Source organism: Frigoribacterium sp. RIT-PI-h (genome assembly GCF_001297205.1).
In the GTDB taxonomy this organism is placed as follows: Bacteria; Actinomycetota; Actinomycetes; order Actinomycetales; family Microbacteriaceae; genus Frigoribacterium.
Genome location: NZ_LHOZ01000072.1, coordinates 9,400 through 34,177, shown reverse-complemented (window position 1 = coordinate 34,177; position 24,778 = coordinate 9,400). Strand labels below are relative to the sequence as shown.

At 63.5% G+C, this 24,778-nt stretch carries 25 protein-coding genes and 1 pseudogene; 17 read left to right on the top strand and 9 right to left on the bottom strand.

Features of this window, described 5'->3' with window-relative positions; all coding sequences use genetic code 11:
* Positions 1–80 precede the first annotated feature (80 nt).
* From AEQ27_RS09445 to AEQ27_RS09435, 3 genes are all read left to right on the top strand, one after another.
* On the top strand, positions 81–596 hold the full coding sequence (locus AEQ27_RS09445; protein ID WP_054146412.1) for an ASCH domain-containing protein: 516 nt from the start codon (positions 81–83) through the stop codon (positions 594–596).
* A 101-nt stretch (positions 597–697) separates the two neighbouring features.
* Entirely contained in the window at positions 698–1,252 is a 555-nt protein-coding gene (locus tag AEQ27_RS09440) for a hypothetical protein (protein ID WP_054146411.1), read from the top strand.
* A 4-nt stretch (positions 1,253–1,256) separates the two neighbouring features.
* Entirely contained in the window at positions 1,257–1,850 is a 594-nt protein-coding gene (locus AEQ27_RS09435) for a TetR/AcrR family transcriptional regulator (RefSeq protein ID WP_054146410.1), read from the top strand.
* A gap of 100 nt (positions 1,851–1,950) precedes the next feature.
* Here the strand turns inward: AEQ27_RS09435 and AEQ27_RS09430 are convergent, their stop codons facing one another.
* From AEQ27_RS09430 to AEQ27_RS09420, 3 genes are all read right to left on the bottom strand, one after another.
* Positions 1,951–3,012 carry a hypothetical protein gene (locus tag AEQ27_RS09430; protein ID WP_152970272.1) on the bottom strand — a complete coding sequence of 354 codons (1,062 nt, stop codon included), beginning with the start codon at positions 3,010–3,012 and terminating at the stop codon, positions 1,951–1,953.
* Between the two features lie 109 nt (positions 3,013–3,121).
* A complete protein-coding gene (locus tag AEQ27_RS09425) occupies positions 3,122–3,358 on the bottom strand; it encodes a hypothetical protein (RefSeq protein ID WP_054146408.1) in 237 nt (78 codons plus the stop codon).
* Positions 3,359–3,648: 290 nt separating this feature from the next.
* Positions 3,649–3,897: a hypothetical protein gene (locus AEQ27_RS09420; protein WP_054146407.1), complete on the bottom strand. Its 249-nt coding sequence runs from the start codon at positions 3,895–3,897 to the stop codon at positions 3,649–3,651.
* Between the two features lie 141 nt (positions 3,898–4,038).
* On the opposite strand from AEQ27_RS09420, the gene AEQ27_RS17215 reads away from it, so the two are divergent.
* The 8 genes from AEQ27_RS17215 (at position 4,039) to AEQ27_RS09390 (ending at position 9,257) form a co-directional block, all read left to right on the top strand.
* Positions 4,039–4,545: a hypothetical protein gene (locus AEQ27_RS17215; RefSeq protein ID WP_152970271.1), complete on the top strand. Its 507-nt coding sequence runs from the start codon at positions 4,039–4,041 to the stop codon at positions 4,543–4,545.
* 513 nt (positions 4,546–5,058) lie between these two features.
* Positions 5,059–5,493: a hypothetical protein gene (locus AEQ27_RS09415; protein WP_054146406.1), complete on the top strand. Its 435-nt coding sequence runs from the start codon at positions 5,059–5,061 to the stop codon at positions 5,491–5,493.
* A 524-nt stretch (positions 5,494–6,017) separates the two neighbouring features.
* Positions 6,018–6,686: a hypothetical protein gene (locus tag AEQ27_RS17210; protein WP_152970270.1), complete on the top strand. Its 669-nt coding sequence runs from the start codon at positions 6,018–6,020 to the stop codon at positions 6,684–6,686.
* Positions 6,683–6,892 (top strand): helix-turn-helix transcriptional regulator, encoded by a 210-nt coding sequence (locus AEQ27_RS09405; RefSeq protein WP_054146404.1) that lies wholly within the window; start codon positions 6,683–6,685, stop codon positions 6,890–6,892. Before AEQ27_RS17210 ends, AEQ27_RS09405 begins: the two co-directional genes overlap by 4 nt.
* 150 nt (positions 6,893–7,042) lie before the next feature.
* A complete protein-coding gene (locus AEQ27_RS16585; RefSeq protein WP_082383405.1) occupies positions 7,043–7,273 on the top strand; it encodes a DUF2188 domain-containing protein in 231 nt (76 codons plus the stop codon).
* Positions 7,274–7,450: 177 nt separating this feature from the next.
* Positions 7,451–7,984 (top strand): hypothetical protein, encoded by a 534-nt coding sequence (locus tag AEQ27_RS17775; protein ID WP_161805515.1) that lies wholly within the window; start codon positions 7,451–7,453, stop codon positions 7,982–7,984.
* 153 nt (positions 7,985–8,137) lie between these two features.
* On the top strand, positions 8,138–8,491 hold the full coding sequence (locus AEQ27_RS09395) for a DUF6188 family protein (protein WP_054146402.1): 354 nt from the start codon (positions 8,138–8,140) through the stop codon (positions 8,489–8,491).
* Between the two features lie 256 nt (positions 8,492–8,747).
* Positions 8,748–9,257 (top strand): hypothetical protein, encoded by a 510-nt coding sequence (locus AEQ27_RS09390; RefSeq protein WP_054146401.1) that lies wholly within the window; start codon positions 8,748–8,750, stop codon positions 9,255–9,257.
* Between the two features lie 8 nt (positions 9,258–9,265).
* Here AEQ27_RS09390 and AEQ27_RS17205 read toward each other — a convergent pair whose 3' ends face one another.
* From AEQ27_RS17205 to AEQ27_RS09380, 3 genes are all read right to left on the bottom strand, one after another.
* The gene (locus AEQ27_RS17205) at positions 9,266–9,610 is read right to left on the bottom strand and encodes a hypothetical protein (RefSeq protein WP_152970269.1); all 345 of its coding nucleotides are present in this window, start codon (positions 9,608–9,610) and stop codon (positions 9,266–9,268) included.
* Positions 9,611–9,749: 139 nt separating this feature from the next.
* Complete coding sequence (locus AEQ27_RS09385; protein ID WP_152970268.1) at positions 9,750–10,427, bottom strand: hypothetical protein; 678 nt, start codon at positions 10,425–10,427, stop codon at positions 9,750–9,752.
* 138 nt (positions 10,428–10,565) lie between these two features.
* Positions 10,566–11,276 (bottom strand): SDR family NAD(P)-dependent oxidoreductase, encoded by a 711-nt coding sequence (locus tag AEQ27_RS09380; RefSeq protein ID WP_082383404.1) that lies wholly within the window; start codon positions 11,274–11,276, stop codon positions 10,566–10,568.
* Positions 11,277–11,379: 103 nt separating this feature from the next.
* On the opposite strand from AEQ27_RS09380, the gene AEQ27_RS09375 reads away from it, so the two are divergent.
* From AEQ27_RS09375 to AEQ27_RS16575, 3 genes are all read left to right on the top strand, one after another.
* Positions 11,380–11,658, top strand: coding sequence for a hypothetical protein (locus AEQ27_RS09375; protein ID WP_054146399.1), 279 nt, complete (start codon positions 11,380–11,382; stop codon positions 11,656–11,658).
* Between the two features lie 160 nt (positions 11,659–11,818).
* On the top strand, positions 11,819–12,637 hold the full coding sequence (locus AEQ27_RS16580; protein WP_082383403.1) for a DUF1883 domain-containing protein: 819 nt from the start codon (positions 11,819–11,821) through the stop codon (positions 12,635–12,637).
* A 168-nt stretch (positions 12,638–12,805) separates the two neighbouring features.
* Positions 12,806–13,507 carry a DUF3800 domain-containing protein gene (locus AEQ27_RS16575; RefSeq protein WP_082383402.1) on the top strand — a complete coding sequence of 234 codons (702 nt, stop codon included), beginning with the start codon at positions 12,806–12,808 and terminating at the stop codon, positions 13,505–13,507.
* A gap of 166 nt (positions 13,508–13,673) precedes the next feature.
* On the opposite strand, the pseudogene AEQ27_RS09360 reads toward AEQ27_RS16575, so the two are convergent.
* Positions 13,674–14,242 (bottom strand): annotated as a pseudogene (locus tag AEQ27_RS09360) (recombinase family protein).
* Between the two features lie 249 nt (positions 14,243–14,491).
* On the opposite strand from AEQ27_RS09360, the gene AEQ27_RS09355 reads away from it, so the two are divergent.
* The gene (locus AEQ27_RS09355; RefSeq protein WP_054146397.1) at positions 14,492–15,196 is read left to right on the top strand and encodes a hypothetical protein; all 705 of its coding nucleotides are present in this window, start codon (positions 14,492–14,494) and stop codon (positions 15,194–15,196) included.
* A 441-nt stretch (positions 15,197–15,637) separates the two neighbouring features.
* Entirely contained in the window at positions 15,638–15,841 is a 204-nt protein-coding gene (locus AEQ27_RS09350; protein WP_054146396.1) for a hypothetical protein, read from the top strand.
* An 80-nt stretch (positions 15,842–15,921) separates the two neighbouring features.
* On the opposite strand, the gene AEQ27_RS09345 is transcribed toward AEQ27_RS09350, so the two are convergent.
* A complete protein-coding gene (locus AEQ27_RS09345; protein WP_054146395.1) occupies positions 15,922–16,506 on the bottom strand; it encodes a recombinase family protein in 585 nt (194 codons plus the stop codon).
* 245 nt (positions 16,507–16,751) lie between these two features.
* Here AEQ27_RS09345 and AEQ27_RS16570 point away from each other — a divergent pair, with 245 nt between their 5' ends.
* Positions 16,752–17,000 carry a DUF3892 domain-containing protein gene (locus AEQ27_RS16570; RefSeq protein WP_082383401.1) on the top strand — a complete coding sequence of 83 codons (249 nt, stop codon included), beginning with the start codon at positions 16,752–16,754 and terminating at the stop codon, positions 16,998–17,000.
* 828 nt (positions 17,001–17,828) lie between these two features.
* On the opposite strand, the gene AEQ27_RS09340 is transcribed toward AEQ27_RS16570, so the two are convergent.
* On the bottom strand, positions 17,829–24,200 hold the full coding sequence (locus AEQ27_RS09340) for a PA14 domain-containing protein (protein ID WP_152970266.1): 6,372 nt from the start codon (positions 24,198–24,200) through the stop codon (positions 17,829–17,831).
* Positions 24,201–24,778: the final 578 nt, after the last annotated feature.

The following is a 24,778-nucleotide window of genomic DNA, read 5'->3' as shown; positions in this document are numbered from 1 at the left end:
GTCCGCCCGATCTGGCACGCGAATCGGGTAGCTCTTGCCCTGACCTCGCCACTGCCGAACTCTCTGACACGATCGAGTCCATGACCAAGACTCCCGCCGCGACCCCTGCCGCAGCCCCCGACCTCGCAGCCGCGACCGCCATGTGGTCGGACTACTCGCAATCGCGACGACACCAGGACGCCGTTGACTCCGACTACACGGTGGAGCACTTCGGCGACACCGCGAAGCTCGCCGACGAACTGCTGCAAATCGTCCTCTCCGGGACCAAACGAGCCACCGCCGAGCTCGTCTCGGAGTTCACCCATCGAGGTGCCCCCCTCCCCCGCATCGGGTCGCACTGGATCGCCTGCGACGGGGCCGGCGTCCCTCGCATCGTGATCCGGAGCACGCAACTGCGGATCGACACGTTCGACGGGGCCGACGCCGCGTTCGCCCGCGCGGAAGGAGAAGACGATCGCACGTTGAGCAGCTGGCAGATCCAGCACCGGCTGTATTGGGAACGGACGAGCGCTGCCCGCGGCGCCGACTGGTCAGAGCTCGATGAGATCGTCTTCGAGTACTTCGCCGTGGTGTGGCCACCCGAACACGCCGACTGAGCGTCCACGAGGCAGGGCTCCTGGCCGATCACCCATCGACACCGCGAGCATCCGATGCCATGCTGCTCGAGTACACCTGTACTCAAACGGATGGAGACTCTGTGACCCTCATTGCCATCGTCGTCTGCGAAGTCGCTTTCTGGGTCGCGATCCTCGGCGGGCTGACGGCACGGTACATCCTCCACCGCCCGCGGCTCAGCACCGCACTGCTGGTCGCTGCGCCACTCATCGACGTGATCCTGCTCGCTCTCGTGGCAGTCGACCTGCTCGGTGGCGCCACCGCGTCCTGGCACCATGGCCTCGCGGCGATCTACATCGGCACGTCGATCACCTACGGACACAGGATGATCGCCTGGGCGGACACCCGCTTCACCCACCGGTTCGCCGACGGCCCCGCCCCGGAACGCCTCGCCGGACGGCGCTACACCGTGCAGTGCTGGGGAGACGTGCTGCGGACGGGGACAGCCGCCCTGATCGCCGGAGGCATCCTCGGCGCGCTGATCGCCATCGTCGACGAACCCGAGCGCACCTCCGACCTGCAGGGGACCTTCGTAGTGCTCGGGGTGGTCATCGGGGTCGAGATCCTCTGGGCCTTCAGCTACACCGTCTGGCCACGAAAGCCCGCCGCATCGAGCGCGGGACCAGTCGTAGGCTGACCGGATGCCACGCCACGTCGATCTCGAGGAACGGGGCGCCCTGATCACGGCTGCGTGCCTGCGGCTCCTCGAGCGCGACGGCCTGGCCGCCCTGTCGGTACGCAACGTCGCCGACGAGGCCGGCATCGCCGCAGCCTCCCTCCGCCGACTCTTCCCGACCCAGGACGCCCTGCGCGAGCACTGTTTGACCTCGATCGAGGAACGTGTCACCGCGCGACTCGCGGCGTTACGCTCGACCGGCCGGACTCTCGCCCTCGACGTCCTGGCGCAGGTCCTGCCCCTGGATCACGAACGCACCGCCGAGATCCTGGCGCAGGTGCAGCTCGGCGTACTCTCGCGGACCGATGAGAACCTCGCCCGCAGCGCACGCCGCCTGAATGACGGGGTCGGCCGGATCTGTGAGCGCGCCATCCACATCATGGCGGAGGCGGGGACCCTTCGTCCTGATCTTGACCGGACCTTTGAAGCCGATCGTCTCCATGCACTCGTCGACGGACTCGCGATTCAGCACACGTGGGACCCCTCAACGCGATCGGCCGAACAGGTCCTGGCACTCGTCGAGTTGCATCTCGACGGACTGGACGAAGCACGACACTGACGCGACCCAGGCACCAACCTTTGTCAGCGCCGTGTCGGTCAACCCCTACCCGGTCGGCGATCCCCTTTTGGGACGGCGGGCCTTCGAACTTTTGCGTGTTTCAGGTAGACGCGAGATCCGATCCGTCGATGCCGTCGTAACTGTGCCGTGGGCTCCAGAACCGCTTCGGAAGATGGCCGTCTTTGGCTTCGGCGGGATGACGGTAGGCCTCCTCGTCGATGAACTCATCGAGACCCGCCAAGGGGTCCTGTCCTTCTTCGATTTCCTCCCGCACCATGGCCGGGGTCATCTCGCGACCTTCGCCCGTGAAGTCGTCCACGACGAGGCCCGGCGCGTCAGTAGCGAGCACTCGGAGGCGCTGCCCCTGCTCTCGAGACAGGGCCAGCATGTGATCGTCTCGAGGATCAACGAGGCGTCCACCTGCTGGCCATTCCAGAAGCCCCTGGGTCTCTGCCATGTCCAAGATGCGCGAAGCAGTCCGCTCGTCGAGATACGAGAAATCGATCTGCCAGTCGCGTTGATCTTCCAAGCGGGCATTCGATGGCCTCACACGGGTTGCCCGCCCGACCCATTCAGGGAACTGAGCCACCAATTCAGCAGCTCTGTCCCCGTCAGTCCGGACAAAGGCCCCGTCCTCCTTGAGGGTGAACACCCACGACGCATCTGACGGGTAGATCGCCAACGATTCCCCATCCATCCCTGAGGAAAGCGCCAACGCGGCTGCAAGGCCAGGATCGTCTAGTCCGAGCTGGGTAACGTACGCGTGCTCGTAAATAGGAAGCTCTTCGGGACAGTCTGGATCGGCCATCCACGTCGCGCTGATGTCCGAGTGCCAAAGGCGTGCCGGGAAGAAACGCTTGAGCCAAGAGTCACGATCTCCAGGCTCCGGTCCACGAGACCATGCAAAGGTCGAGACGAAGACGCTGGCGTCGGTTGCGCCTTGCTTCAGGGCTCGAAGAAGCGTCAGGTCGCGGAAGATGATCTCGGCGTATTGCATGGCCTGCTCGGCATGCTGATGCAAGGTCGGGAGCCTGTCGAACTCCAAGAGGACCCCACTGCCGAAGCGGTAGTCCTCCACCGAACCAGGCGGCGCCGGCGACCAACGCTGACCCCAATGTGTGGATAGCTCCGCGAGTGTTTCCATCGACGGGAGGTCAGCCATGCCGCAACACTAGAGAATTCAAGCAACCCCCAAGGCCACCGAACCGGACTCCTTCGCGTCCCCCATGAGCCGAAATGGCCGCTGCACCATCGCCTATCGGGACACTTGTCTACCAGTTGAGGTCCAGCAAGCTCAGGATGATCGCAAGCACACCACCCAATGCGAACGCAACGCCAGTGATCCTCGCGTTGCGTGTGGTGTAAGAACCGTCGAAAGCTTCACGCCCCGGAACGCGGCCGCTCATGCTTCTCATTCCAGTAGCGATAGACCCGGACTTCAGGAAGATGAGTACGCCGGCGATCAAGAGGACGACTCCGCCTATAAACGCGGGCCAGAACACAGTCATAGGCCGAGATTAGAACCCTCCCGGGATCTTGGTGACCGAACGGCCACCAAGACCTTGCGTGGGCTGACCATCCCACCAGCTTCGAGACCTCTGGCCTCTCGGAAGGGCCGCACGGAGCCGACCTCGCTGAGGTATCGGCTACCGGGACACTGTGGGCCATTGGCTTTTCACACTGATGTCGGGTTTAGGAGGTTTGGATAAAGTCACCTAAAGCTCCAATTCTTTTCCGCGGCCGGCCAACGATCGGCTATCGGGACGCCTCGAGATCCATCGCCACGCCCGCCCTCCGTCTAGTCCGAGACCTGCGATCGGCTCTCTTCGAACTGCAGATAAGCGATCTCCTTCAAATGAAGAGAGAGCTTGAACAAGAGCGCTGCGACCGCGGCTCCCAAGGCCGATCCGATGAACATCCACCACAAGCCGAGGATCAGACCGGCCACAGTCACCAGACCAGTGAGGGTGACGACCGCACTGAAACAGATGTAGGCGATCTCGCGGGGCAACATCCCCCAAACCTTGATGTCCTCAAGCACGTTCATCTTGTCTCCTCGTTCGCATCCCTCAAGGGGTTCGCCTCACAGCAGATGCGGCAAAAGCTCTGAGCCCGGCAGAGGATCGTCCAACGGGACGGCTTTGTCCCCTGCGCCGCGGTTCTCCGGCTTGGTAACGCATCATGAACCATGATCTTCCGCAAGCCCCGCCCCATTATGCCCGTCCCCCCCGAACCAGTCATTCCCCGAAGCACCAGCGTTCCTAGCTTTGCGACCTGGCCAGCTGACGGTATCGCCGGACGGATCGGACGTGGGGATCACGCAGGCGAGTGGGTCATCGCCTGGTGTGATGACACCCCGTTCGTTCCACCATTCGGCTACCACCTGATCGCGCTGGAAGATGAGCTGCTCCGAGATGACGGGTCACCTCTTCTCGTCTCAGGATGCAGCGACGAAGAGAGACCTGACGGAGGGGGCCTGATCGACCTCCTGACCGAAGAGCTGGACGTGACCTGGAGCATCGACCACGACGACTTCCTGGCCGCTGACGCCGCGTGGAATGAGGCGTTCCAGCGAGAAGTAGACGAGCAACGGGAGCAGAAAGGCTTGCCGCCGTTCAGCTGGGAAGTGACGCCAAATCCCCCAAAGGAAGAGTCGGGACGGTTCGTGCGGTGGCTCACCAACCTGAGACGCTGATACTGAACCTTCCCGGCACCATTGAGGGCAACTGGGCGTCCGCGCCACTTCCATTCGCACGGAAGAGGATCCCCTATCGGCCTACCCGACAGGCATTCTGCGGCTGCGCATCTCTGCGTCTGCCATTCTCAACAGATGCTGAGCAGTGTTGCCATCGTGTCATTGGCATTCTTCGCGTGGTCGATCGTTCGACTGGTTCGAGGTCGCAGGTCCCAAGCAGCCGGCCAAACGCCCGACAAGAAGGTCGTTCGAGACAACAAGATTGTCCTAGCCCTATCTGCCCTAGCTGTAATCGCGACCTTTTTCGTCGGCATGGTGTTGTTGCCTCGCATCTAGAGAGAACTCGCGTTGCAGCCAGCGATCGGCTATCGGGCAGCGCAAGCAGGTCCAGAGCTGCGGCTCGTCCCGCAAGATGGAGGATGATGAGACGTGATCTTCCGCAGACGGCAACTGCAGCCGGGAAGCCCGCCCACGTCAGGTGATACAGGGCCGGGCATCCCGCGAAGCGTTGCCGTGCCACGTTTCGAGACATGGCCTGACGCAGGTATCGGCGGACGCATCGGGCGGGGTGACTACGCGGGCTGCTGGGTTGTCGCGGAGTGCGACCAGGTCCCGTTTCTTCCGCCGTTCGAGTATCACCTCATACTGCCGGCCACCGAGCTCCTCAAGGAAGACGGTTCCTTCCTCCTCGTCTCCGGATGCGAGGACCGATTGAACCCAGACGGCGGCGGTCTCATCGACCTCCTCACCGACGAGCTAGACGTGGCCTGGAGCACTGAACGCGCTGACTACCTCGCTGCCCTCGACGCTTGGTCTGAAGACCTGGAGCATCGCATCGACGAGGAGAGGAAGCAGCAGGGCCTCCGACCCTTCGACTGGGCCGCCCCCGGAGGGGCGCGCAGACATGGCCGCTGGTGGCAGGGCTGGCTGAGCTCCCGACGACCGTAACCTCGGCCCTATAAGCGATCGGTCAACGGACAAGCATTCGTCGGTTGCGCGGCCCGATGGTTAGTTGCTCGGTAGGTTCTCACGCAAAACGATTGGACACTCATGGCGTCATTGCGAAAGTACCTTTTGGCCGTTTCCTTCTTGTCGCTAGTGGGGGTTGTTCTTCTCTTCGTGCGCACTTTCGCGGACGGGCCGTCTTGGCTTTCCCTCATAGCGTCGGGCCTTCTCCTTGGAGGAGTAGCGCTGACAGTTCGGGCACTCTTCCTGCTCCACGGTTCTGAGACGAGCTCGAGGCCTCCAGCGAAAGACTCGTGAGCCGCTCTCCTGACCCTCGGGGTCGGCAGGTGTCCCATAGCCGATCGTCTGTCGGGACAAGAGGCCTCGACTCAGAGAGGCGGGCAGGGCTGCGCAAGCTCAAGCCGGACGATCTTGACTGCGGCCCCAACAGCATGTCGCCAAGACACGACCCACGGCCCTCATACTGGGACCGGAACGGCACAACGTTTATCGTTACGCTGCGATTTATGACCTTGCCTGATCCGCCCGCCAGGGCACTCACTCAAAAGAGCTCCATCAGCTTCGTTTTTGTCTTGTCCCTCGGGGCGATGCTGGCCGCTCTCGGCCAGGCCTGCATTGCCATCGCCACTCTCGTTGGTCGGTTGAACGACCGATCATCCGGAGTGGAATACACCTGGAACACAACGGCCCCTATTCGCGAAGTCGCGGGCTCAGCTCCGGACGGTGCCCCTTCGGTAGTCGTCGGTACCACGTCGGCCATCACTCAGATGACCGGCACGGTCAAAGACCTTCCCGTGTCGACTCTCGTTCTCGAAGGTGCAAGCGCCCTGGTCTCCGCGCTGACGATCTTCGGTGTGGCGTTGTGCGTCTTCATCCTCGTTCGCACGATCGGCTCCGGAGCGCCCTTTGCTCGGGCGTGCTCCCGAGCCCTCATCGCCCTAGCCATAGTCGTCTTCGTCGGTTTCGAAGGCGCAAGTGTCCTCAAGGTCGTGAGCGAGATCTCGCAACCTCACATCGCCTTCAGCGAGCCCGCCTTCGAGGGAACATTCATCGGCAATGGCTACGCGGCATCGGTGCCGTTCTGGCCGATCTACGTCGCCGTTGTCTTGGCAGCCCTCGCAGCCGTGTTCAGAACCGGTGCCAAATATCAGAACGACAGTTCCGGCCTCGTGTGACCGGCCGCGTCACATGCCACCTCGAGTCACTCCTCAACGATCGCGGCATGACCCTCGTCGAACTCTCCCAAAGAGTGGGAGTGACCACGGTCAACCTCTCGATCCTCAAGAACGGCCACGCCAAGGCCATCCGCTTCAGCACCCTGGAAGCCATCTGCGACGCCCTCGACTGCACCATCGGTCAGCTGCTGCAGCTCGACCCATAGCCTTGCTGACCAGACAGAGCCCCGGAGAACCATCGTCAAACGGCCGCGTGTCGGCCGCATACGTTCACGTGACCGTAATTCGCCACGCGGCCTGTTTTATGTTGAGCTTCAATCATTTAGTCTATTTTGGTCGTGACAAAGGAGGTGAACATGAGCACGAACAGGAACGTAGTACCCAACCCGAACGGGGGTTGGGACGTGCGAGGCGGTGGAACGCGCGCCTCGGCACACACCGACACCCAGGCTGCGGCGATCGATCGCGCGCGGCAGATCATCGGCAACCAGGGTGGCGGGGAACTCTCCGTCCACGATCGGCAGGGCCAAGTGCGAGCGAAGGACACAATCGCGCCGGGCAATGACCCGCGAAATGTGAAGGGCTGACCCGAGCATCCCCTCACAGCAGGGCCCGACCATCAGCCGATGGTCGGGCCCTGCTTTGTTCCGCCACTTGCCTAGGGGCATAAGCCGCGTCGAGCACAACGGCCTAAGCGTCTGATAGCCGATCCCCTACCGGGCACACACGCAGGCACGAGCTATGCGTATGGCACGCTGGCGTTCGTGATCCACGCCTCTCCTTCAGATGCAGACAGTGCGCCCTACCACCCAAGGCACCGGCAACCCGATGACACTCGCCGTCGCGCTCGTCCCCTGACACGGTCATGGCATCTGACGGTTTACGTCTGCGCAGCCCTGGCCGCGCTACTCCTCGGGATACTTCTCGCGTTCTCGGTCTATGACTCGACTCAGCCACGTGTGACAGGCACTTACACTGAAGAGAGCTGCGAGTTCATTGGCCGACTCGGCTGCAAAAGCGTCGGGACTTGGATCAGCGACGACAAGAAGTTGACTTACAGCGGCGTCGTCCTCAGCGGAGCGGTGGGACCCGACGGTATCTCCTACGCAATCCCGAACTCCGTCCTCGGGGGAACCGACACCGTCTACGGCAGCACCGTCAGCCCCTTACTCGGGGTCGTCGTGGCCATCGTCTTCCTCGTCATGCTCGCTCTCGGCGTCTTGCGTGCCGCTGACAAGTGGGGAGACCTCGCTCGCTTAAGCAATTCATCGAAACGGCGAAAGGCACTTGAAGCCTGATTCCTGTTTTCAGACCGAAGCGACAGCCCATAACCGGCAATCGACCTCCTCGATGCATCCACGTGAACGGCCGCCACACCCTGGTAACGATCGGCTATCGGGCATCAGATCGGCTCTAGTGAAGACCGTCCCGCCGCAAACTAGGCTTGCCGCATGTATGGCGTTCCCGTCGATATCGACCTGTCGTTTCTTCTCGACAGGAGGCTCGAATCCGTATCTTTCGGCCAGTTTCAACTCCAGCTGCGTTTCGATGAGCGGGTGCGGTTGTCCATCGAGTCGGTCTACCGGATCGACAAGGCCGGAAGCGTTCTCGTTTATGACGAGACTCCTGCTGGTGCCGCCGATGTTGTCGCGCTGCTGTCCATGAATGTGACCAACGCCTACCGTCTGTCGAAAGATGCGATTCGCATCGAGTTCGGAGACAGTCGTGCATTAGAGGCCGTCGATGATTCGGTGCAGTACGAGAGCTTCCAGATCTGGAACGGTGACGCCATCATCGTTGTCTGAGCCTTGGCGCGTGCTCCTCCGAGCCGGTTCAACCCCTTGGGCTCAAACCGAACACTCAACGTTTTTCTTGGCCGCGGGCAAAGCCGTAGGAGTCAGTGCCCGTTAGATACGACCCCGGAGCATCCCAGTGACCGATCCCCTATCGAGACAACGACACTCTGCGAAAGCCGAGGCGCTCCTTCTCCATCTACGAAGATGCGCAAATACCTCCCTGCAGCATTAGGCAGCGTTGCTTCGACACCTGTAGACCAAGGAGATGCGCATACATGACGGGCGGCCTGTCCGGGTCGATCTCGGCCCTCGCCCCCGCTTCATCTGGTGGGGACAGGACATCGACGACGAGACACGAGATGCCGTCGCAACCCAAGCCACCCTCGTCGAGACCTTCCCCACCGAAGACGCGGCACGTCGCCATGCGGAGCAGCAGTCCTGGCCGAGCGGCCCACCGGAGGCCCTCAGCATCGTCGACGTGCGTGGGGTCAAGGACTACCTCGATCGCAAGGTGAACAAGCTCGACGAGGAGGCGGCCCTCACCTGCATCAACTTGGCCGACGATGTCCGCCACTCACTGCACCTCCCCCGGTCGCGATCCAGGGCCGCGCAAGCCGTCTACGACAAACTGGTCGAACGACAGTTCCCGTACCTCACCGATGACAGCCGCTCGAACGCGCTGAACAGATGGAGCTCGCAGGAACTAGGCCAGCTCCAGAAGATGCTGCGTTCGTCGCTGCGCTGCTTGGAAACAGGCCTCGCTGAGCCCTGGTAAGCCATCCCCTACCGGACGGGCTGCCGCATCCGATCGAGAACATTGATCACTTCGTCAAGCACGGTGGACATGACCGCGAGGTCTTGCCACTCGGCGTACTCGTCCTTGCGCCGATGCTCACCGTAGATCGCGATGTCATGGTCAAGTCCGTCGAACCAGACCTTGATCGGCACCCGCTGGGACCCCCGGTCGATGTAGGTCCCCCATCCGCAGACGACTTCGCGACCATTAGCCGAGGTCCAGTTTCGGTCTTCGTGCCAGTACGTCACGCCCCACTCCTGGACGGCAGCTTCCAGGTACCGCCGCAGTTGATGCTGCTCACTTGGGGCGGGCGGTAGCGGGCGATCGGGCATGACTCGAAAGTAGTCAGATCAGCTCCGGACCCACTGACCTAGTCGACTCGCGCCCGCTGCTCGATCCCCTAACGGGCGGCCGTCGAAGATGCGGAACACCTTAGCTGGACGTCATGCGTTCTATGGGGGCGGGATGAAGCTAGCCGTAGGCGCGAAAGTGGAGGCGTTGGGGCCGGAACGGCAGCCTCGGCCCCGAAATTGGCCCTGAGAAGTAGTCACCGTGTTCATCGAGCAAGGTGACGCCTCGCCATGTGCGTCTGATGCTGCCGCCGTAGAGCACAACCTGTTCGATGAGGTCCTTCGCTGCCGCCATGCCGTCATCGTCACTGCGCCCGGCGCCGAACGTCCACCAGTGAAGCTGCGAGCCCTCGACCACAACATTGCCGTCATGCCGCACGTGAACGGAGAAGGGCAAAGCGAAACCCCGATCGGGAACCACCCGCACCACCAGGTCGAACTCAGCAACCGGAGCGTGGACCGTCACCCGGCCGCGAGTGCCGACGAGTGACTCGATCCAGCCCGGCAGGCCTTCCGAGGCGGTCTTGTCGATGGCCATCCTCCGCTGCCGTCGTTCGAGCAGACTGATCGCGCGGTCTACCCCGGCTTGGTTCCACTCGAGCTCTAGTCTTCGACCGGTGGCGAAGTCGACGACGATCCATTGTTCGCCGATAAATGACAGGCCGGGAACTTCCAGGAACGGCAGGCGATCTGTGTCGGGAGCGAGCAGGGTCACGGAGACGTGGTCTGTCCCGAAGGTCTTCCTGGCCGCGTCGGTCAGCCGCCGGAACACGGCTTCGTGATGGGGCGGGATCGGCACGACCTCAGTATGCCGATCCCCCGATTGAGACGGCGAGGGCGATCGACGGGACCCCCGCGTAGAGATCAGGACTCCACGTCGACTCGGCTCCCAGTGCACGATCGGCTATCGGACATTTGCGGCGAAGAGGCAATTCATCTACCAGCCCGCAGGTCCGGCCCCGTTCAAGAAGCGGCCAGACGGCCCCTCAACGTTGAGTGCCGCGGCCAGGATTGGCGCCGCACCCTCATCTACGGAGTGGCCTGACCCTGCGGTGAACTCTGTAGCCGTCAGCCCTGGATCAACGGCCGTCACGATGATGTCGGGAAGAGCCTTGGCGTACTGGACGGCAATCATGTTCAGTGCAGCCTTGGACGCCGGATAGGGCACGTGCGCAATTTCCCGGAACGCAGGGTCGGTGGTCTGCGACGCAAAGGACCCCATTCCGGAGGAGACGAACACGAGCCGGGGCTGAGCACTCTCGCGGAGCAAGGGCAGAAATGCTCGAGAGGCCCGGACCGGTCCGAGGACGTTGGTCTCGAGGACGGCCGCGAAGTCGTCCGGGCCGACATCTTCGGGCGCGGCCCAGGTGCCAGGGACACCTGCGTTGTTGACGACGACGTCGATATGCCCCGTCTGGTCGGCGATCGTCTGGACAGCAGCCCGGACCGACGCATCCGAAGTTACGTCAAGAGCGACAGGCCTGATGTCGAAGGACTCGCCCTCTTGTTCCCGCAGCTCGGCAAGGCGAGGGTGTAGATCGGCGGGCCGCCTGGCGCCGGCGAAGACGGTCCAGCCCCGCCGCGCTAGCTCGATGGACACAACGAGCCCCAGCCCACGAGAGGCACCAGTCACTACTGCGTGAGTCATGACCTCACGCTAGCCATTCCATCTCACCGTGTCTCCCGCTCAACGATCGTCTATCGGGCAGCGTCGATCGCGATCGACGCTTGAAGCGGCTTTATGATTGAGGGTGACTTTCAGCTCGAAGTGGACGGTGCACGGCATCTCCTACGCGGCCGAGGTCGACCACGGTTTTCTGCTGTGGGGCGCCGCGCCAGCGAGTTCGTGTGAACCCCTAGAGATGAAGCGGGTAGTTCCTAGCGACTTTGAGGTCGTCTCCCGTGTCACAGAGGGTAAGGAGACCGTGGTCACCGCGGTGATCTTGGGCAGGACGGTGACCGTGGTCATCCCCAATATCGTTTTCGGGGCCTTGGAGCTTGCTTGGAAGCGCGTGAACGACTCCGCCTAGCCAGGCTCAGTGACGCTGTAAGCGATGTGGCCTCCGCGGAACCACCGTCGCTCACCGGTTTGTCCGCGCATGCCCATTGTCACTGTCCGCTCTGGTATCCCCTACCGGGCAGGCACCGTTAGCAATGGGCATGGTCAGAGGTCGCACGTAGGCTCACAACATGGAGCATCTGAAGAAGGATCTCGGGCAGCAAAAGAAGGGAGCGACGGTCGTCGTCACCCTTCGGCAGCAGGCCAATGTCTTGCTAATGGATTCATCGAACTATCGCATTTATGCGGCCAGTCGCGGTGGCCGTTTTCGGTATACCGGCGGACTCATCAAGAAGAGCCCGGCGCGACTTACTGTGCCTTCCAATGGCCACTGGTATCTCGCAATTGACCTCGGGGGCGCCCCCGGTCGGATCAACGCCACGATCGCCGTTGAGCCGCCGCCGCGCGGGAACCTTCCTGAGTATCGAAGCGCGCCGGAAGGCAGGGTCTCTGGACAGGTCTCCGTTCGGCGCCCGCTTCCGCCCGAATCAGAGGGGGACTTCGACGGACGCACTTGGGACGTCTTCCTTTCCCATGCGAGCGAGGACAAGACCGACGTCGCTCTGCCTCTGGCGCAAGCGCTTCAGGACCGCGGAGTATCGGTATGGCTCGACAGAGCAGAGCTCAGGATCGGTGACAGTCTTCGACGTCGCATCGATCGAGGTCTGCGAAGCAGCCGTTTCGCTGCGGTCGTGTTCAGTGATGCTTACTTCGCAAAGGGATGGCCGCAGTATGAACTCGACGGCATTGTCACCCTCACGGTAGGGGGTGAACAGAACCTGCTGCCGGTCTGGCATAACGTCGACCACGCTGCCGTTGCGGCGCACAGTCCATCCCTGGCCGACAAGTTCGCTCGGTCAACCAGTGACACTCCGATCAGCGACATAGCGGAAGAGATTGCCGAACTCGTAATTGATGCTCGAGAACGCCAGCAGGCCGGGTCAGAGTAGGAGGCATGAGGCTAGACCTACTTCGAGCGCCTTGATACTGGGCTGAATTAGATGACCTCACAGCTCTGCACCCATTGCGAGGCAATCTTGGTCACCCGCGGGCGACTTGTTCAGTGAGCCGGACCAGGGTCTGCCGAGATCAAGTCCAGGGGTTGCAAGAATGGTGTTGTGCCAGGACTTGATCGCCTCATCTACGTCGATGACTCGGGGCGACCGCAATCGGGGCTGGTCGTCTACGGGTGGGTGGAGTTCGCTCCGGACAGATGGGCAGGGGTGCTGCGGGACTGGCTCGATCTGCGGAAGCGGCTCTGGCGCGACTCGGGGATCCCGGTCACTCAGGAGCTGCACACAGTTGATTACGTCAATGGGCGGGGCAGGATCTCGCGAAAGTTCCCGGATCGACACAGACACGAAGGCGTGGACTTCTGGAAGGACTTTGGCCGCGAGGTCGCGGAGGAGTGCCTCGAGACGCTGCGGTGCGCGCAGGGATTGCGCGCCGGGGCTGTCTATCGGCGCGGTCGGCCTGAAGATTTTGCGGAGACACGACAGCGCACGTACCAGGCGTTAGTTTCTCGAGTCGAACAGGAGCTCGAGCAGTCGAACTCGTTGGCCATGATCTTCATGGACGGCGATGGGTCCGATCCCACGTATCGATCGACGCACCGGTCGCTCAAGCTCGATAAGCGGCGAGTCATTGAGGACGCCATCCATCTTGACTCGCGACAGTCGCAGCTGGAGCAGATGGCTGATTTGGTCGCCTGGAGCGCGAACGCATATCTCGATCAGCACGACAGCAACCAGTTCGCCCAGCAGTGGTACGAAAAGTACCTTGCTGAGCGTGACCTTGCGCGCAGGCCACAACAGATCTAAGTCCGGACACAGCTAGACCCCCTTGGCCCGCGTGCGCGGAGGGGGTCTGCGACTCCGACTATAGCCCTTATCTCCCACTACCGGCAGATCTGTTCGATGAGTCTTCGACGGGGCGCACTCGTGCGTAGTCGTCCCGACGCAAATCCTGCCTCGCCAGAAAAGTTCCTCATGCCTGCGCTCCCCTCTGGATTGCGCAGTAGACCGTCGAGCGGGCGACACCGAACAGCTCCGCGATCTCGCTCGTGGTGTGGGCGCCGGTGCGGTGCAGCTGCACGAGGTGCTTCTCCTCAGAGGCGGTCAGCTTGGGCTTGCGGCCACGGAGCTTGCCGGCGGCCTTCGCGATCGCCATGCCCTCCCGGGTTCGGGCACGGATGAGGTCGGCCTCGAACTCGGCGACCATGCCAAGGACGTTGAAAAGGAGCCGGCCGACGGGGTCGGTGGGGTCGTAGACCGCCCCCCGAGGTTGAGCGCGACACCCTTTTTCGTCAGCTCGTCCGCGATGTCGGTCGCGTCGCGCAGTGACCGTGCGAGACGGTCGAGCTTTGTGACGACCAGGACGTCGCCGGCACGGCAGGCAGCGAGGGCCTCGCGAAGGCCCGGCCGGGCTCGAGTTGTGCCCGACAAGCCGTGGTCAACATGCACGTGTTGATCGTCAACACCCAGTGCTGCAAGACCATCACGTTGTGCTGCCAGATCCTGTCCCGAGGTCGAGACGCGGGCGTATCCGATGAGCATCCACCGACTGTAGCGTTTAGACCCCCGTCACCGGGCATTTTTGCGGGACAGGCATACGCGAATCCGCAGGCCAGGCCCCACTTGACCTCAACAAACCGAATTAGGCCCGAGCAGGTGTCCCGATGAACGGCCAATGATCGGTGCACAAGATTTTGCCCACATCACGTTCAGGTAACGCACCAATCCCATCCAGCATTGGCGGCGAACCCTTATCAACTCCCCACCGGGACAACGATAAGGAGCACCACCATGAACATCACCCGCAAGACCCTCACCAAGTCCGCCCTCGGCCTCGTCGCCTCCAGCGCCCTCGTCTTCGGCCTCGCGGCCTGCTCGATGGACTCCGGTTCGTCCTCCGACACGTCGTCCTCGTCGAGCTCGTCCTCGTCCGAGCCCAGCGCCGCCTCGACGCCCGCCGCGTCGATCGCCGACCTCAGCAACGGTGTCGACACCCAGGTCGCCGTCGACCAGTCCTTCGTCGACGCCCTCACCTCGCTCGGCCTGACGCCCGGTGTCGTCGGCACCGCGACCTTCACCGACGGCACGTTCGCGTTCCCGATCACCGGCGGCAACGTCGACTACTACGGCCCCGACAGCGACGTGCGCCCCTACGTCCAGGGCGAGATCGACCACGACGGCTCCGGCATCAGCCTCACCGCCGCCGACGGCACCGTCGTCGAACTCACCGACTTCCGCATCGACCCGGGCGAGAGCAAGCTCTACGGCACCGTCACCGCCAACGGCACCGTCGCCGCCGAGGACGCCTACCTCTTCAACCTCTGGGGCGGCACCCTCAAGCCCATCCAGATGGAAGGCACCAACGCCGTCCTCGAGGGCACCACCGTCCACATCAGCCCCGACGCCGCCGACCTGCTGAACCAGACCTTCAAGACCGACGCCGTCCAAGACGAGATGCTCGTCGGCGTCGCGAAGATCACCGCCGCCACGGAGTAACACCTCCCGGGTCGTCTCCGTGACGACGCACCGACCTTGCCCTACTCGGGGCCGGTGATCCCGGTGGGCCCCCTCTCGTATCCCGTACGAGAGGGGGTTCTCCCGTTAAGGGATCGTCACCGGCACCTGAAACAACCCGAGTAACACCAACGGAGTTGACGACTCCCCAAATTTTTTCTGACTCGACTTCGTCGACACGCCTAAACGTAGATAAGCGGAAGAAAAGTAGACCGAGTTGTCGTTCAGGGTTAGCCTTCGAGGGTGTTCCGGCTGGTTACCGGTCACGGGTCGCGCCTGTGTCGCTCTCCTGATCCGGTAGCGCAGGCGTGACCCACTTTCACCCACGACCTCTCCTGCAGGACCAACACCGTGACCTTGCCCAGATTTGACCCATTACCATCACTTCCCGCGACTCCCTCTGAACCACCTCTGATGGGGAGAATGACGCAGATACCGTTCCCATTCAGCCTCAGCTACGAAGCACCGAACGCCTGGCTCATCACCGAGCATCTAGGCGATCAGCGCATCGGACAGGGCCGCCTGCGCTACCACAACGGTCAATTCATCATCACCGGTCCCTCCGGTACGACCACCTACGGCCAGTCGTGGCAAGCAGCCATCATCGACCACCTTCGCCGCCGCTAACCGCCATAAAGTAACAAACGGTGCATCCCGGAACTCCATTTCTGCTCCTACACGACGCGGCCATTCCCCTCACCCCAGGGTCACTCCGACAACTTGACTACAAGTGCCCGGTACAGCGTCGTCCGGTCAATCTGCAGGTCCCGCGCAATCTTCGCTTTGGGCACACCCGACTCGATCAGGCAGCGGGCCTCAGCCACCTGTTCATCGGACAACTTCTTGGAGCGGCCTTTGTACTTCCCGGCCGCCTGCGCGAGCCGGATGCCCTCTCGCTGCCGCTCCCGGATCAGGGTCCGCTCGAACTCTGCGAACGCCCCCAGTAGGTTCAGCATCAGCCGGCCGATCGCATCGTCGGTGTCCCGGCTGTAGGTCTGCTGCTCTTTCACGAACACCACCGAGGCACCCTTGCTCGTGATCTCGTCCACGATTTCCCGAAGGTCCCCGAGCGACCGGGCGAGCCGGTCCATCGACGCGACCTTGACGACGTCGCCCTCGCGGACGTACCGGATGCAGTCGATGAGCGCGACCCGGTCCGCCCTTGATCCGCCCGAGACCTTCTCTTCAAAGACACGGTCGACCTCGCCGACGGCCTCGAGCTGCCGGCCCAGGTTCTGATCGACCGAGCTCACCCGGACATATGCCACGACCTGCGTTTTGTGCTGCACCATCCCTAGACCCTGACACAGACCTGAGGCGAAAGGCTTCAACCACGCCCTACCGCCACGCGCGCCGCACCCTCGAGAGACCGTAGCGCTGGGGTATACCCATGGCAACACTTCTTCCGAGCAAGGGCCGCCCTGGGAAAAGGCGGTCGGTCGACCCTTCCTCAGCTATGTCAGCGATATTCCAGCCATGCCTGCGACAGTCCGACTTGAGGTAGCACCCGGCGACCTCGGCGACAAAGGAGTTGGCCATGACCCAGGAAGTCACGAAGAGCAAGAAAGACCAGGATGGCGACATCACCGGCCTCTGCGGAGCGTCATGGAGCCACACGAAGTCCGAGGCAATAGCCAAGATCGAAGCAGACTCAAAGGCTTACTCCGTTTCCGCGGGAGGGCAGACTACGTACGTGCGAGTCGGCACCCGTGGGCTGAAGGACTACCTGACAACAAACCCGGACTCGACCGGACGGAACAACCTGGACTACCTTCCGGACTGCTGACGGATCATCACCCACGGGGAAGGGCCTCGCTATCTCAGCGGGGTCCTTTCTTGATTCGGCCTCTTCTAGACCGCGGCCGACGAACAGACCTGCCGCCCGTCATGGCAGGCCGCCGTCACCGCACACCTCCACACGAGGTAGCTACAACGCGCTCTAACGGCCCCTCCGATCAAGGGATCGGACTCGGCGCGCTCGGCACGACGGAGAGGTTTAATCCAGCATGTATCGATCGGTCAAGCTAGTTGTCTTAAGAGACACCCGACTCAATTAGGAACTCTTGCAAATTCTGAATTAGCAGGTCTCTCAGGCCTTCGAGCTCTGTCGTCTGCTGTAGAACCATTTTGCGCAGGGCAACTGACGATGTGTCATCGAGACTGATAAAGAACGTCTTGAACGGATCAATTACCCGTGACAGGGAACCTTGGGACGCACCATCTGCACGTTCCTTGAGTGCTGTGGCGGTAGACCCATCTGGCACGTCGATGAGAGCCCAAGTAACAACCTCAAAAAAATCGCTTTCCTCTGTCTTCGAAGAGACCTGAGATCTAGGCTTCGTCTGTGATAGAGAGGCGGCAATGCCATTGGCTAATTCTCGTCTGAGACGCCCCATCTCGCCCTGAGACGGTGTGGAGAATTTCTCTCGTAAAACGTGCTGGAGCAGGGCACTCGAGCCTCTGTCAAAAACCAGTTTTAATGAATCTCTCGGACCGCTGGTCGACCATCCAGTATCTTCGGGACGTTGACCGTCGCGTACGGCTTCGAGTGTGCGATCGTTCGTGTCTCCCGGAAGCTGGACCGCCCAGCGATATAGCCCATAAGACGTGTCGGTCAATTTGCTACTCGTCTCTTCGTGTCCTTGGCGAAGGAGCCAGTACGCGTTGAAGGATTTTTTAGACCACTTACGGTCGGCCCCTTCTTCCAAAAGGCACCCTTGTGCCCCAAACGGTCATAGGAAATGTATTCTCGTCCTTTTTTGTAGACCGCTTGCCCCTCAGAAATTTGGCTGGTCTTCTTGTACCCAGCTTTAGTTGCAGCTTTGTCGATCTGCTGCGGGGTTGATTTGGGCCGCTCAGCTCGAGGTTTGCTTCCTGAGCCCGCGTTGCTGCTTTTGTGCTTCTTGGCATAGAGAATGCCAAGGGAAACGACTCCAATGACGACAACTGCGGCAAGAATGGCCCAACCGACCGGATTCCACGAGCTAGCCACTCCGACAGCGATGAGAGGCGCCAGAGCCATCGCGAACTCGCCACTCAGGTCGAACGAATTGACCGGGTCTGCCGGGTAGACGTAGTCATTGTCAACACCCCCCTCGACCGGGTCGACCTCCAGGAACCGGCCGAGAACGGCCACGTATTGCCTGGCCCCCATCTCGATGGTGGCGAGGGTGCTGAGGTGTTCGCTGAGTTTCTGGTGTTGGCCGAGCCAGCCGTAGTCGGCGTCGCCGGGCTTGTTGTCGGGTCCTGCCTGGTTGGCGGGAACCGTGCCCAGCGCACCCGTGGTCGGGTCCATGGTCTGACCGAACGGGTCGTACACGGCAAGCCCCGCAGAACGGGTGCCGGTCTGGTCGGCGGTGACGATGATGTCGCCATGGATGTTCGGGTACGACCACGACTGCGACGCCGCCCCCATCGATACCAGCACCGAGCCGGGCAGCGAGACCACGGCCGAGGTGACGCCGCCCTGGTCATCCAGCTCGAGGTCGGGGCTGTCCCCGTCGCCGGCGAAGGAGTACGTCGTCGACGTGGTGGCCCCGGCTTTGGTGGTCTGGGTGCGCTTGACGATCCGGTCGGTGACGTCACGCTGGTAGACGACCTTGCTGCCGTCGTCCAGCACCGTGGTCAGGTGCCGGTCGAGGCTGTCGTAGGTCATGACCTGGTCGGCGAGGCGGGTGGTGTTCCCGTGGGCGTCGTAGGTGATCTTCGCTGCCGGGATCGTCTGCGCCGTTGGCGTCGCACCCGCCGGAGGCGCCGTGACCGTGGTCGAGAGCAGCCGGTCGGAGGTGTCGTAGCAGGACGTCGTGACCGACGCCGCGCCTCCGTCCTGAGCATCCGTCGAGGACGTCCGGTTGCCGTTCCGCCCTGCTGCCGCAGCACCGCACGAAGCGTTGGCGAAGGAGTACGTCAGCTGGTGCCTCGGGATCGAGGCCGTGACCAGCCGCCCGGCGGCGTCGTACCCGTAGGACGACACGTTCGACGCCGCACCGGACGTCGCGGTGTTCGTCAGGATGCGACCCGACTGCGACCGCACGACCTGATCGGTAACTGATTGCTGCCCGTTCGGGAACGCCCACGTCAGACCGGTCAGGGCACCCGCGGCGTTCTTCTGGATCGACTGCAACACCGACCCGTTGCCGAGGTTCCCGGCACCGGCCGGGTACGACACCGACACCAACTCGCCACGGTCATAGACCGGCAGAGCCAGGACAGCAGCGTCGTAGGTAACCTTCGTGATCTGCCCGTCGATGTTGTACTCGAACGCCTGCGTGTGCGGAGCCCCCTTGGCCGCCTTCGTGGTCGTCGAGGTGACCTTGCCCGTGCGGTCGTAGGCGGTCGTGGTGACCGTGTTCCACACGTCCGTGTAGGACACCGTCTGACCGAGCAGGTCGGTCTTCGTGGTGATCGTGCTCCCGTTCGGAGACCCCGCGACGGATCCGTCCGTAGTGCTCGAGGTCAGCGGGTCACCGGCGACGGCGTAGTTCGACGTCGCGGTCCGGGCCGGGCTGGTGCCGTATGCCGGGGTCGTCGCGGTCACCGTACGTCCTCGGGCGTCGTATGTGATGCAAGACCAGTCGGCGTCTCCCGTGCGTTTCGTGCCGGCGACGCGTCCGAGGATGTCGGTGACCGTCGTGGTGACGATGCCGGCACCGGTCGTGGTCGTCTTCGTGCCCCCGTACTGCGGGGTCCCGGCCGGGACGCCGCAGACGGCTGCGGTGGTGGTCTCGGTGTCGCCGTAGTAGGTCGACGTCGTCGCCCCCGCCGAGGCCTGAGCCGGCAGCGTGCGCGTCAGACGACGCAGGTATCCCGACCCGACGGCCTCGTAGGTCGTCGTGGTCTTCAGCGCGAGCCCTGTCGGGTCTTCGATCGTTGCGGTCGGCTGGCCGAGCCACGGGTTGGCGTACTCGGTCAAGCTCGTCTGCGACGGCACCTGGCTGCTCGAGACCCCTGCGACACCAGCCGGGGCCGCGTCGTCGGTCGTGCTCGAGGTCGCCAGACCGTAGTCCGGGGTCAGGGCCGAGCCGGGCACGACGCCTGACGGCAGGCCGGGGCCGGACCATCTGAGGCTGAGGGTCGCGTTGTAGGTGTAGTCGAGGTAGTGGATGCGGATGCGGGCCTGCTGGTTCGGCGCCGTCGTGGTGATCGTGACACCCGGGGCGTCGTGCACGGCGCCCGGTGTCGGGTCGGCCGGCGACGGGATGTCGTCGATCCAGACCTGGCTGGCGTCATCGGCGCGCGTGTTCACCGTGTAGGTGCCCGCGGTCGGGAACGTGATCAGGCCCGTCATGCGCAGCGACCAGTTGTCGGTCGGGATGCCCGCCATCGGGGCGTCCATCACCCAGTCCTTGTTAATCGACCCGTCGGTGACACCCGGCAGGCCGAGGCTGTAGGCCTTGGGGGCACCCGCGAAGCGGTTGTTGTCGTACCAGACCGCGTTCAGGCCCCTGAGTCCTTGGTCGTACGTCGTCGAGGAGTGCGCCGGCGTGACGGCACAAGACGCCACCGGTTTCCGGTCGCTGCCGAAGCAGGACGCGGGGGCGGGCCCGTAGGTGTCGGTGGGGCGGTCCTGGGCGTTGTAGATCGTGGTCGACATGCGGCCTTGCGCGTCGGTGGAGGACAGTTGCATGTCCTTGCCGTTCCACACCTGGCTGCTGGTCAGCCCCGAGGGGCTGGTCGAGGTCAGCTGCCGCCACGCGTCGTCGTAGGTGACGGTCATCGCGTGGGCACCGGCCGGGACAGGAAGGCCGGCGACATCGACCGTCGCGGTGCCGGCACCGGTGAGGGGGCCGTACGCGTAGGTCTTCTGCGGGCGGGTGTTCTCGGTCACACCGTCCGGCGCCGGGAGGGTCACGCTCGTGGCGCGCCCCTTGTCGTCGTAGGCGATCTGGGTCTTCACCGCGGGCGCGTCGACCCGGCCCGTGTTCGGCACGGCCAGCCAGTCGTTGGCCAGGGAATCCCGCAGGGCGGTGAGCTTGCCGTCGTCGTAGCCGAAGTCGGTGATCTCGTTGCCAGGGTCGACGATCCGGGCGAGGTTGCCCTTGGCGTCGTAGAACAGGTCGGTCACCGTGCCGTCCGGGTAGCTGATCTTGCACAGCATCCCCGACGGAGCAGCAGCCAGCCCGGACGGAGCCGTGGCGCAGGGCGAACCCGTCGCGGTGCCGTAGGCGAAGATCACCTGCCGTTTGTACGTCTTCGACGCACTGTCGTACGAGAGCGGGTCGGACAGGGACTGGATCATCCCGGTACCACCGACGTAGGTGGCGATCGGGGTGGCGCGCTTCAAGGCGTCCCCCGCACCGGTGACGGTCTCGACCCGGCCGGAGGCACCGAACACGGTCACCGTGCCGTCGTCCTCGGTGAAGGTGACCTTCCCGGTGGCATCCAGCGCGACGACGCCGTACTCCCCCTCTGGAGCCTTGTACCCGGTCGATGCACCCGTGCCACCGGTCTTGGTGTACGTGTGTGCGGTTCCCGTGGTGTCGGTGAGGATCACGGCAGTGTCGGTGACCTGCACGCTGGACCAGTCGCCGGCATCACCGTTCAGCGCGGTCGAGGCCGACCAGCCCGCGGGCAGGGTCTCCACCTGACGGGAGAACCACGACGGCGGAACGACGAACGAGTTACCGGTGCTGTCCTTCACCCACAGCTCGATGCCGGCGGTGACGGCGCCTTCGTAATAGTCCATGGAGAACGGCACCGCGTCCGCGGCGAGATTCACGCTCGAGCCCCACAGCACGGCGCTACGAGATTCGGCGCCCCACCCGTCGTAGACCTTGGTGGAGCCGACCGTGACCCGGGCACCGTCGTCACGGCTGACACCGAACTGGTAGGTCCCGGCAGCGGGTGCCTTGAGAAACCCGGTCCACCGCGCGAGGAAGTAGTCGTTGGAGACCGCCGGCCCGGGCGAACTCGACCCCCAATCGAAGGACACATTCGGATCGGTCCGGACGAGCACAGGCGTCTTGCCGGTGAAGTCGAAAGACGGCGTCGCGCCAGCTGCGGGGGTGACGTCGTAGTACGACCCCGTCAGGCCGCCGGCCTTGGGCTTGAGGCTGTTGTAGCTGAACGCCATGCCCATGCTGCCGCCCACGGTCGACACCGTCGGCGAGCTGAAGCGCATGCCGACGTTTCCGTTGGCGAGGTTCACCGTCACGGGGCCCGCGGTGTCGACCGGTGCGGGCCCGGACTCGCCGATCCTCTGGTTCACCACGAGGGCGTTCCGCCACGACGGCTGCGGCTTGTCGTAGCCGTCGTTCGTGCGGACCGACCAGGTGTACCGGCCACCATCCTGGAGGGTGTTCTCGGGAACGGTCCACGACGGCGTCGCGAGCCAGCCGGAGGAGTTAACGGCCCCGGTCACCCCGTCGGTGCCGGTCGCGATCGTGAACTGATACTGAACCGCGTCACCGTTCGCGTCCGCCGACGTCCCCGTCGACAGCGTCGGCGTCAGACCGGTGATGACCGTCCCGTCCGCGATCGAGGCACTGGATTGCGCAGGCGTCGGGGCCGGGGTGTTCGTCGAGAACGACCACGAACCCGAGCCGCGGATGGTGGACGTACCGAACTGGCCGTCGTACCCGTCCCGGACGTGTCCCTTCCAGTAGTACGTCTTGCCCGGCTGCAGCACACCCGCCGGAACGGTCGCCTTCGACGAGCCCTGCCAACCGGAGACCCACACCGGAGACACGTCAGGGTTCGGGTTCTCGCTGATGCGGTAGACGTACTCGAGGCCTTCACCGTTCGGGTCAGAAGCCGAGATCTGCAGCGTCGGAGTCAACGTCGACCGCGCTCCATTCGCCGGCGAGGGTGCGATCGCGGTCCCCGCGGTCGGGAATTCCTTGTACGTGATCTGCAGCTGCGAGACGACGGACTTGTAGGAGTACTTCCCGGCCGCCTCGTACCCGCGGAGCATGAGGTAGTTCCCGCTGGACGAGGCGTTGACCCAGTTGGAGATCTGTTGGGTGACCCGGTCGTCATCGACGTAGCCCTCTCCAGCGCCGAGGTTCCAGTTGCCGAGGTGGTTGCCGACGCCCCCGTAGCTGAACGCGGTGGCGTAGTGCAGCGTGTTCAGGTACGTGTCCGTGGTTCCCTCGCCACCCTTGCGGGTGTACAGGTACGCGTCGAGGATCTGCTTACCGAAGAGGGCTTCGTAGTTGTAGTGCTGGACGGTGCGCCAGAACTTGTCGCCACCATCACGAGAGTTGCCGATGCGAGAGATCCCGTCGGCCCGGTTGACCCCGTCGCTTCGGAAGGCGTGGGCATCGTTCATCGCCCCGTCGTGGACCGCGGGGTCGATGTGCACCGGATAGACCCGGTCCTCATTCGTCAACCACGACCGTGCCGGCGTCAACGTGATCGCCCACCCCGCCGACGTCTTCTTCAGGGTCAAGGGCACCATCGCCTCGGCGTCGGTCTTCTGCCCCTCGACCCCGGACGAGTCATACATCACGGGTGCCGGGATGCCGAACACCGTGGCCCCGGCAGCATCGGTGAAGACCACCGCGTCGTTGTCGTCGATCGTGGCGGTGAGGCCCGGGGCGGTGACGTTCCAGGTCCAGGACTCGTTCTTCGCCGAGGGCACCTTCGCCAGGACGAGTTCTTCCTTCACCGACCCGTCGGTGACCTCATAGGTCAGGTCCGTGTCGGGGAACACGTCCGGGTAGCGCACGAGGTCCGCCGGGGTACTCGACCAGGGGAACACCTTCCGGACCGCTTTGCTGTCCGCAGCATCGACGAGCTCCATGCCCATCGTGTAGCCGTCCTTCGTGACGGAGAACACCTGTCCGTCGGCTGCGGTGTCGGCGAACACCGGCGCGAGGGGGTGCGCACCGGGCTCGAGGTCACCGTCACGGCGCTTGACCAACGTCGTCTCGACCGGCACGAACGACCCATCGGCCTGCTCGACGTTCACCGGCTCCGGCGCGATCACGGCAGTCTTCGTGCCGTCCTCGTTCTCGTACACATCCTGGAACTCGGACTGCTCCACCAACACCGACGTCGCCGGGTCATACGACTCATCGACTTTCGGCTGATTCTTGGTCGAGGCCTTCGGCGCCTCGCCCGTGCGGTTCGGGGCAGTCTCGTACCCCTCCCCCACGGCCGGCACAGTCGACCCGTCTGGGACCGTCGGCACAGCCGGATCGACCGCATCGGACGAAATCGGCGGCACGGAACCGTAATCCGGCACCGGCTCCGCCGCGACCGCGGGAACCGCGACCAACAATTCGGCCAGCAACGCGAACGCCGCTACCGAACCCACAACGGCGCCGCGGCGCCCCCAACCAGACAACATCTCAAACCCCAACCAGCGCGGGCCCCCATGACCCACGTCAAGCTGAGAATAAGCACCCAAACGACACTGAAAAGGCCCTCAGGTCGGCCACCGCCGACCAGACCATGCAGTCCGGGTTACACGGACTGATCAGCGCCCCAGCGACCTGCCCGACCAGCTCAGCAAGATGGTGCACAACTGGGGTACAGGGTGGTCACATCAGTTACGCAACCGTGACCAGACGACGGCGACCGTCGCCTACATGCCCACAAACCCACTCCGAATTGTCTCCC

Coding starts and splice junctions, on each gene's coding strand:
- AEQ27_RS09350 (WP_054146396.1), top strand. CDS start 15,638: ATGACGCAGATACCGTTCCCATTCAGCCTCAGCTACGAAGCACCGAAC.
- AEQ27_RS09425 (WP_054146408.1), bottom strand. CDS start 3,358: ATGACTGTGTTCTGGCCCGCGTTTATAGGCGGAGTCGTCCTCTTGATC.
- AEQ27_RS09445 (WP_054146412.1), top strand. CDS start 81: ATGACCAAGACTCCCGCCGCGACCCCTGCCGCAGCCCCCGACCTCGCA.
- AEQ27_RS09380 (WP_082383404.1), bottom strand. CDS start 11,276: ATGACTCACGCAGTAGTGACTGGTGCCTCTCGTGGGCTGGGGCTCGTT.
- AEQ27_RS16580 (WP_082383403.1), top strand. CDS start 11,819: ATGGAGCATCTGAAGAAGGATCTCGGGCAGCAAAAGAAGGGAGCGACG.
- AEQ27_RS09435 (WP_054146410.1), top strand. CDS start 1,257: ATGCCACGCCACGTCGATCTCGAGGAACGGGGCGCCCTGATCACGGCT.
- AEQ27_RS09395 (WP_054146402.1), top strand. CDS start 8,138: ATGTATGGCGTTCCCGTCGATATCGACCTGTCGTTTCTTCTCGACAGG.
- AEQ27_RS16585 (WP_082383405.1), top strand. CDS start 7,043: ATGAGCACGAACAGGAACGTAGTACCCAACCCGAACGGGGGTTGGGAC.
- AEQ27_RS16570 (WP_082383401.1), top strand. CDS start 16,752: ATGACCCAGGAAGTCACGAAGAGCAAGAAAGACCAGGATGGCGACATC.
- AEQ27_RS09430 (WP_152970272.1), bottom strand. CDS start 3,012: ATGGCTGACCTCCCGTCGATGGAAACACTCGCGGAGCTATCCACACAT.
- AEQ27_RS17215 (WP_152970271.1), top strand. CDS start 4,039: ATGATCTTCCGCAAGCCCCGCCCCATTATGCCCGTCCCCCCCGAACCA.
- AEQ27_RS09390 (WP_054146401.1), top strand. CDS start 8,748: ATGCGCATACATGACGGGCGGCCTGTCCGGGTCGATCTCGGCCCTCGC.
- AEQ27_RS09420 (WP_054146407.1), bottom strand. CDS start 3,897: ATGAACGTGCTTGAGGACATCAAGGTTTGGGGGATGTTGCCCCGCGAG.
- AEQ27_RS17205 (WP_152970269.1), bottom strand. CDS start 9,610: ATGCCCGATCGCCCGCTACCGCCCGCCCCAAGTGAGCAGCATCAACTG.
- AEQ27_RS09345 (WP_054146395.1), bottom strand. CDS start 16,506: ATGGTGCAGCACAAAACGCAGGTCGTGGCATATGTCCGGGTGAGCTCG.
- AEQ27_RS17210 (WP_152970270.1), top strand. CDS start 6,018: ATGACCTTGCCTGATCCGCCCGCCAGGGCACTCACTCAAAAGAGCTCC.
- AEQ27_RS09355 (WP_054146397.1), top strand. CDS start 14,492: ATGAACATCACCCGCAAGACCCTCACCAAGTCCGCCCTCGGCCTCGTC.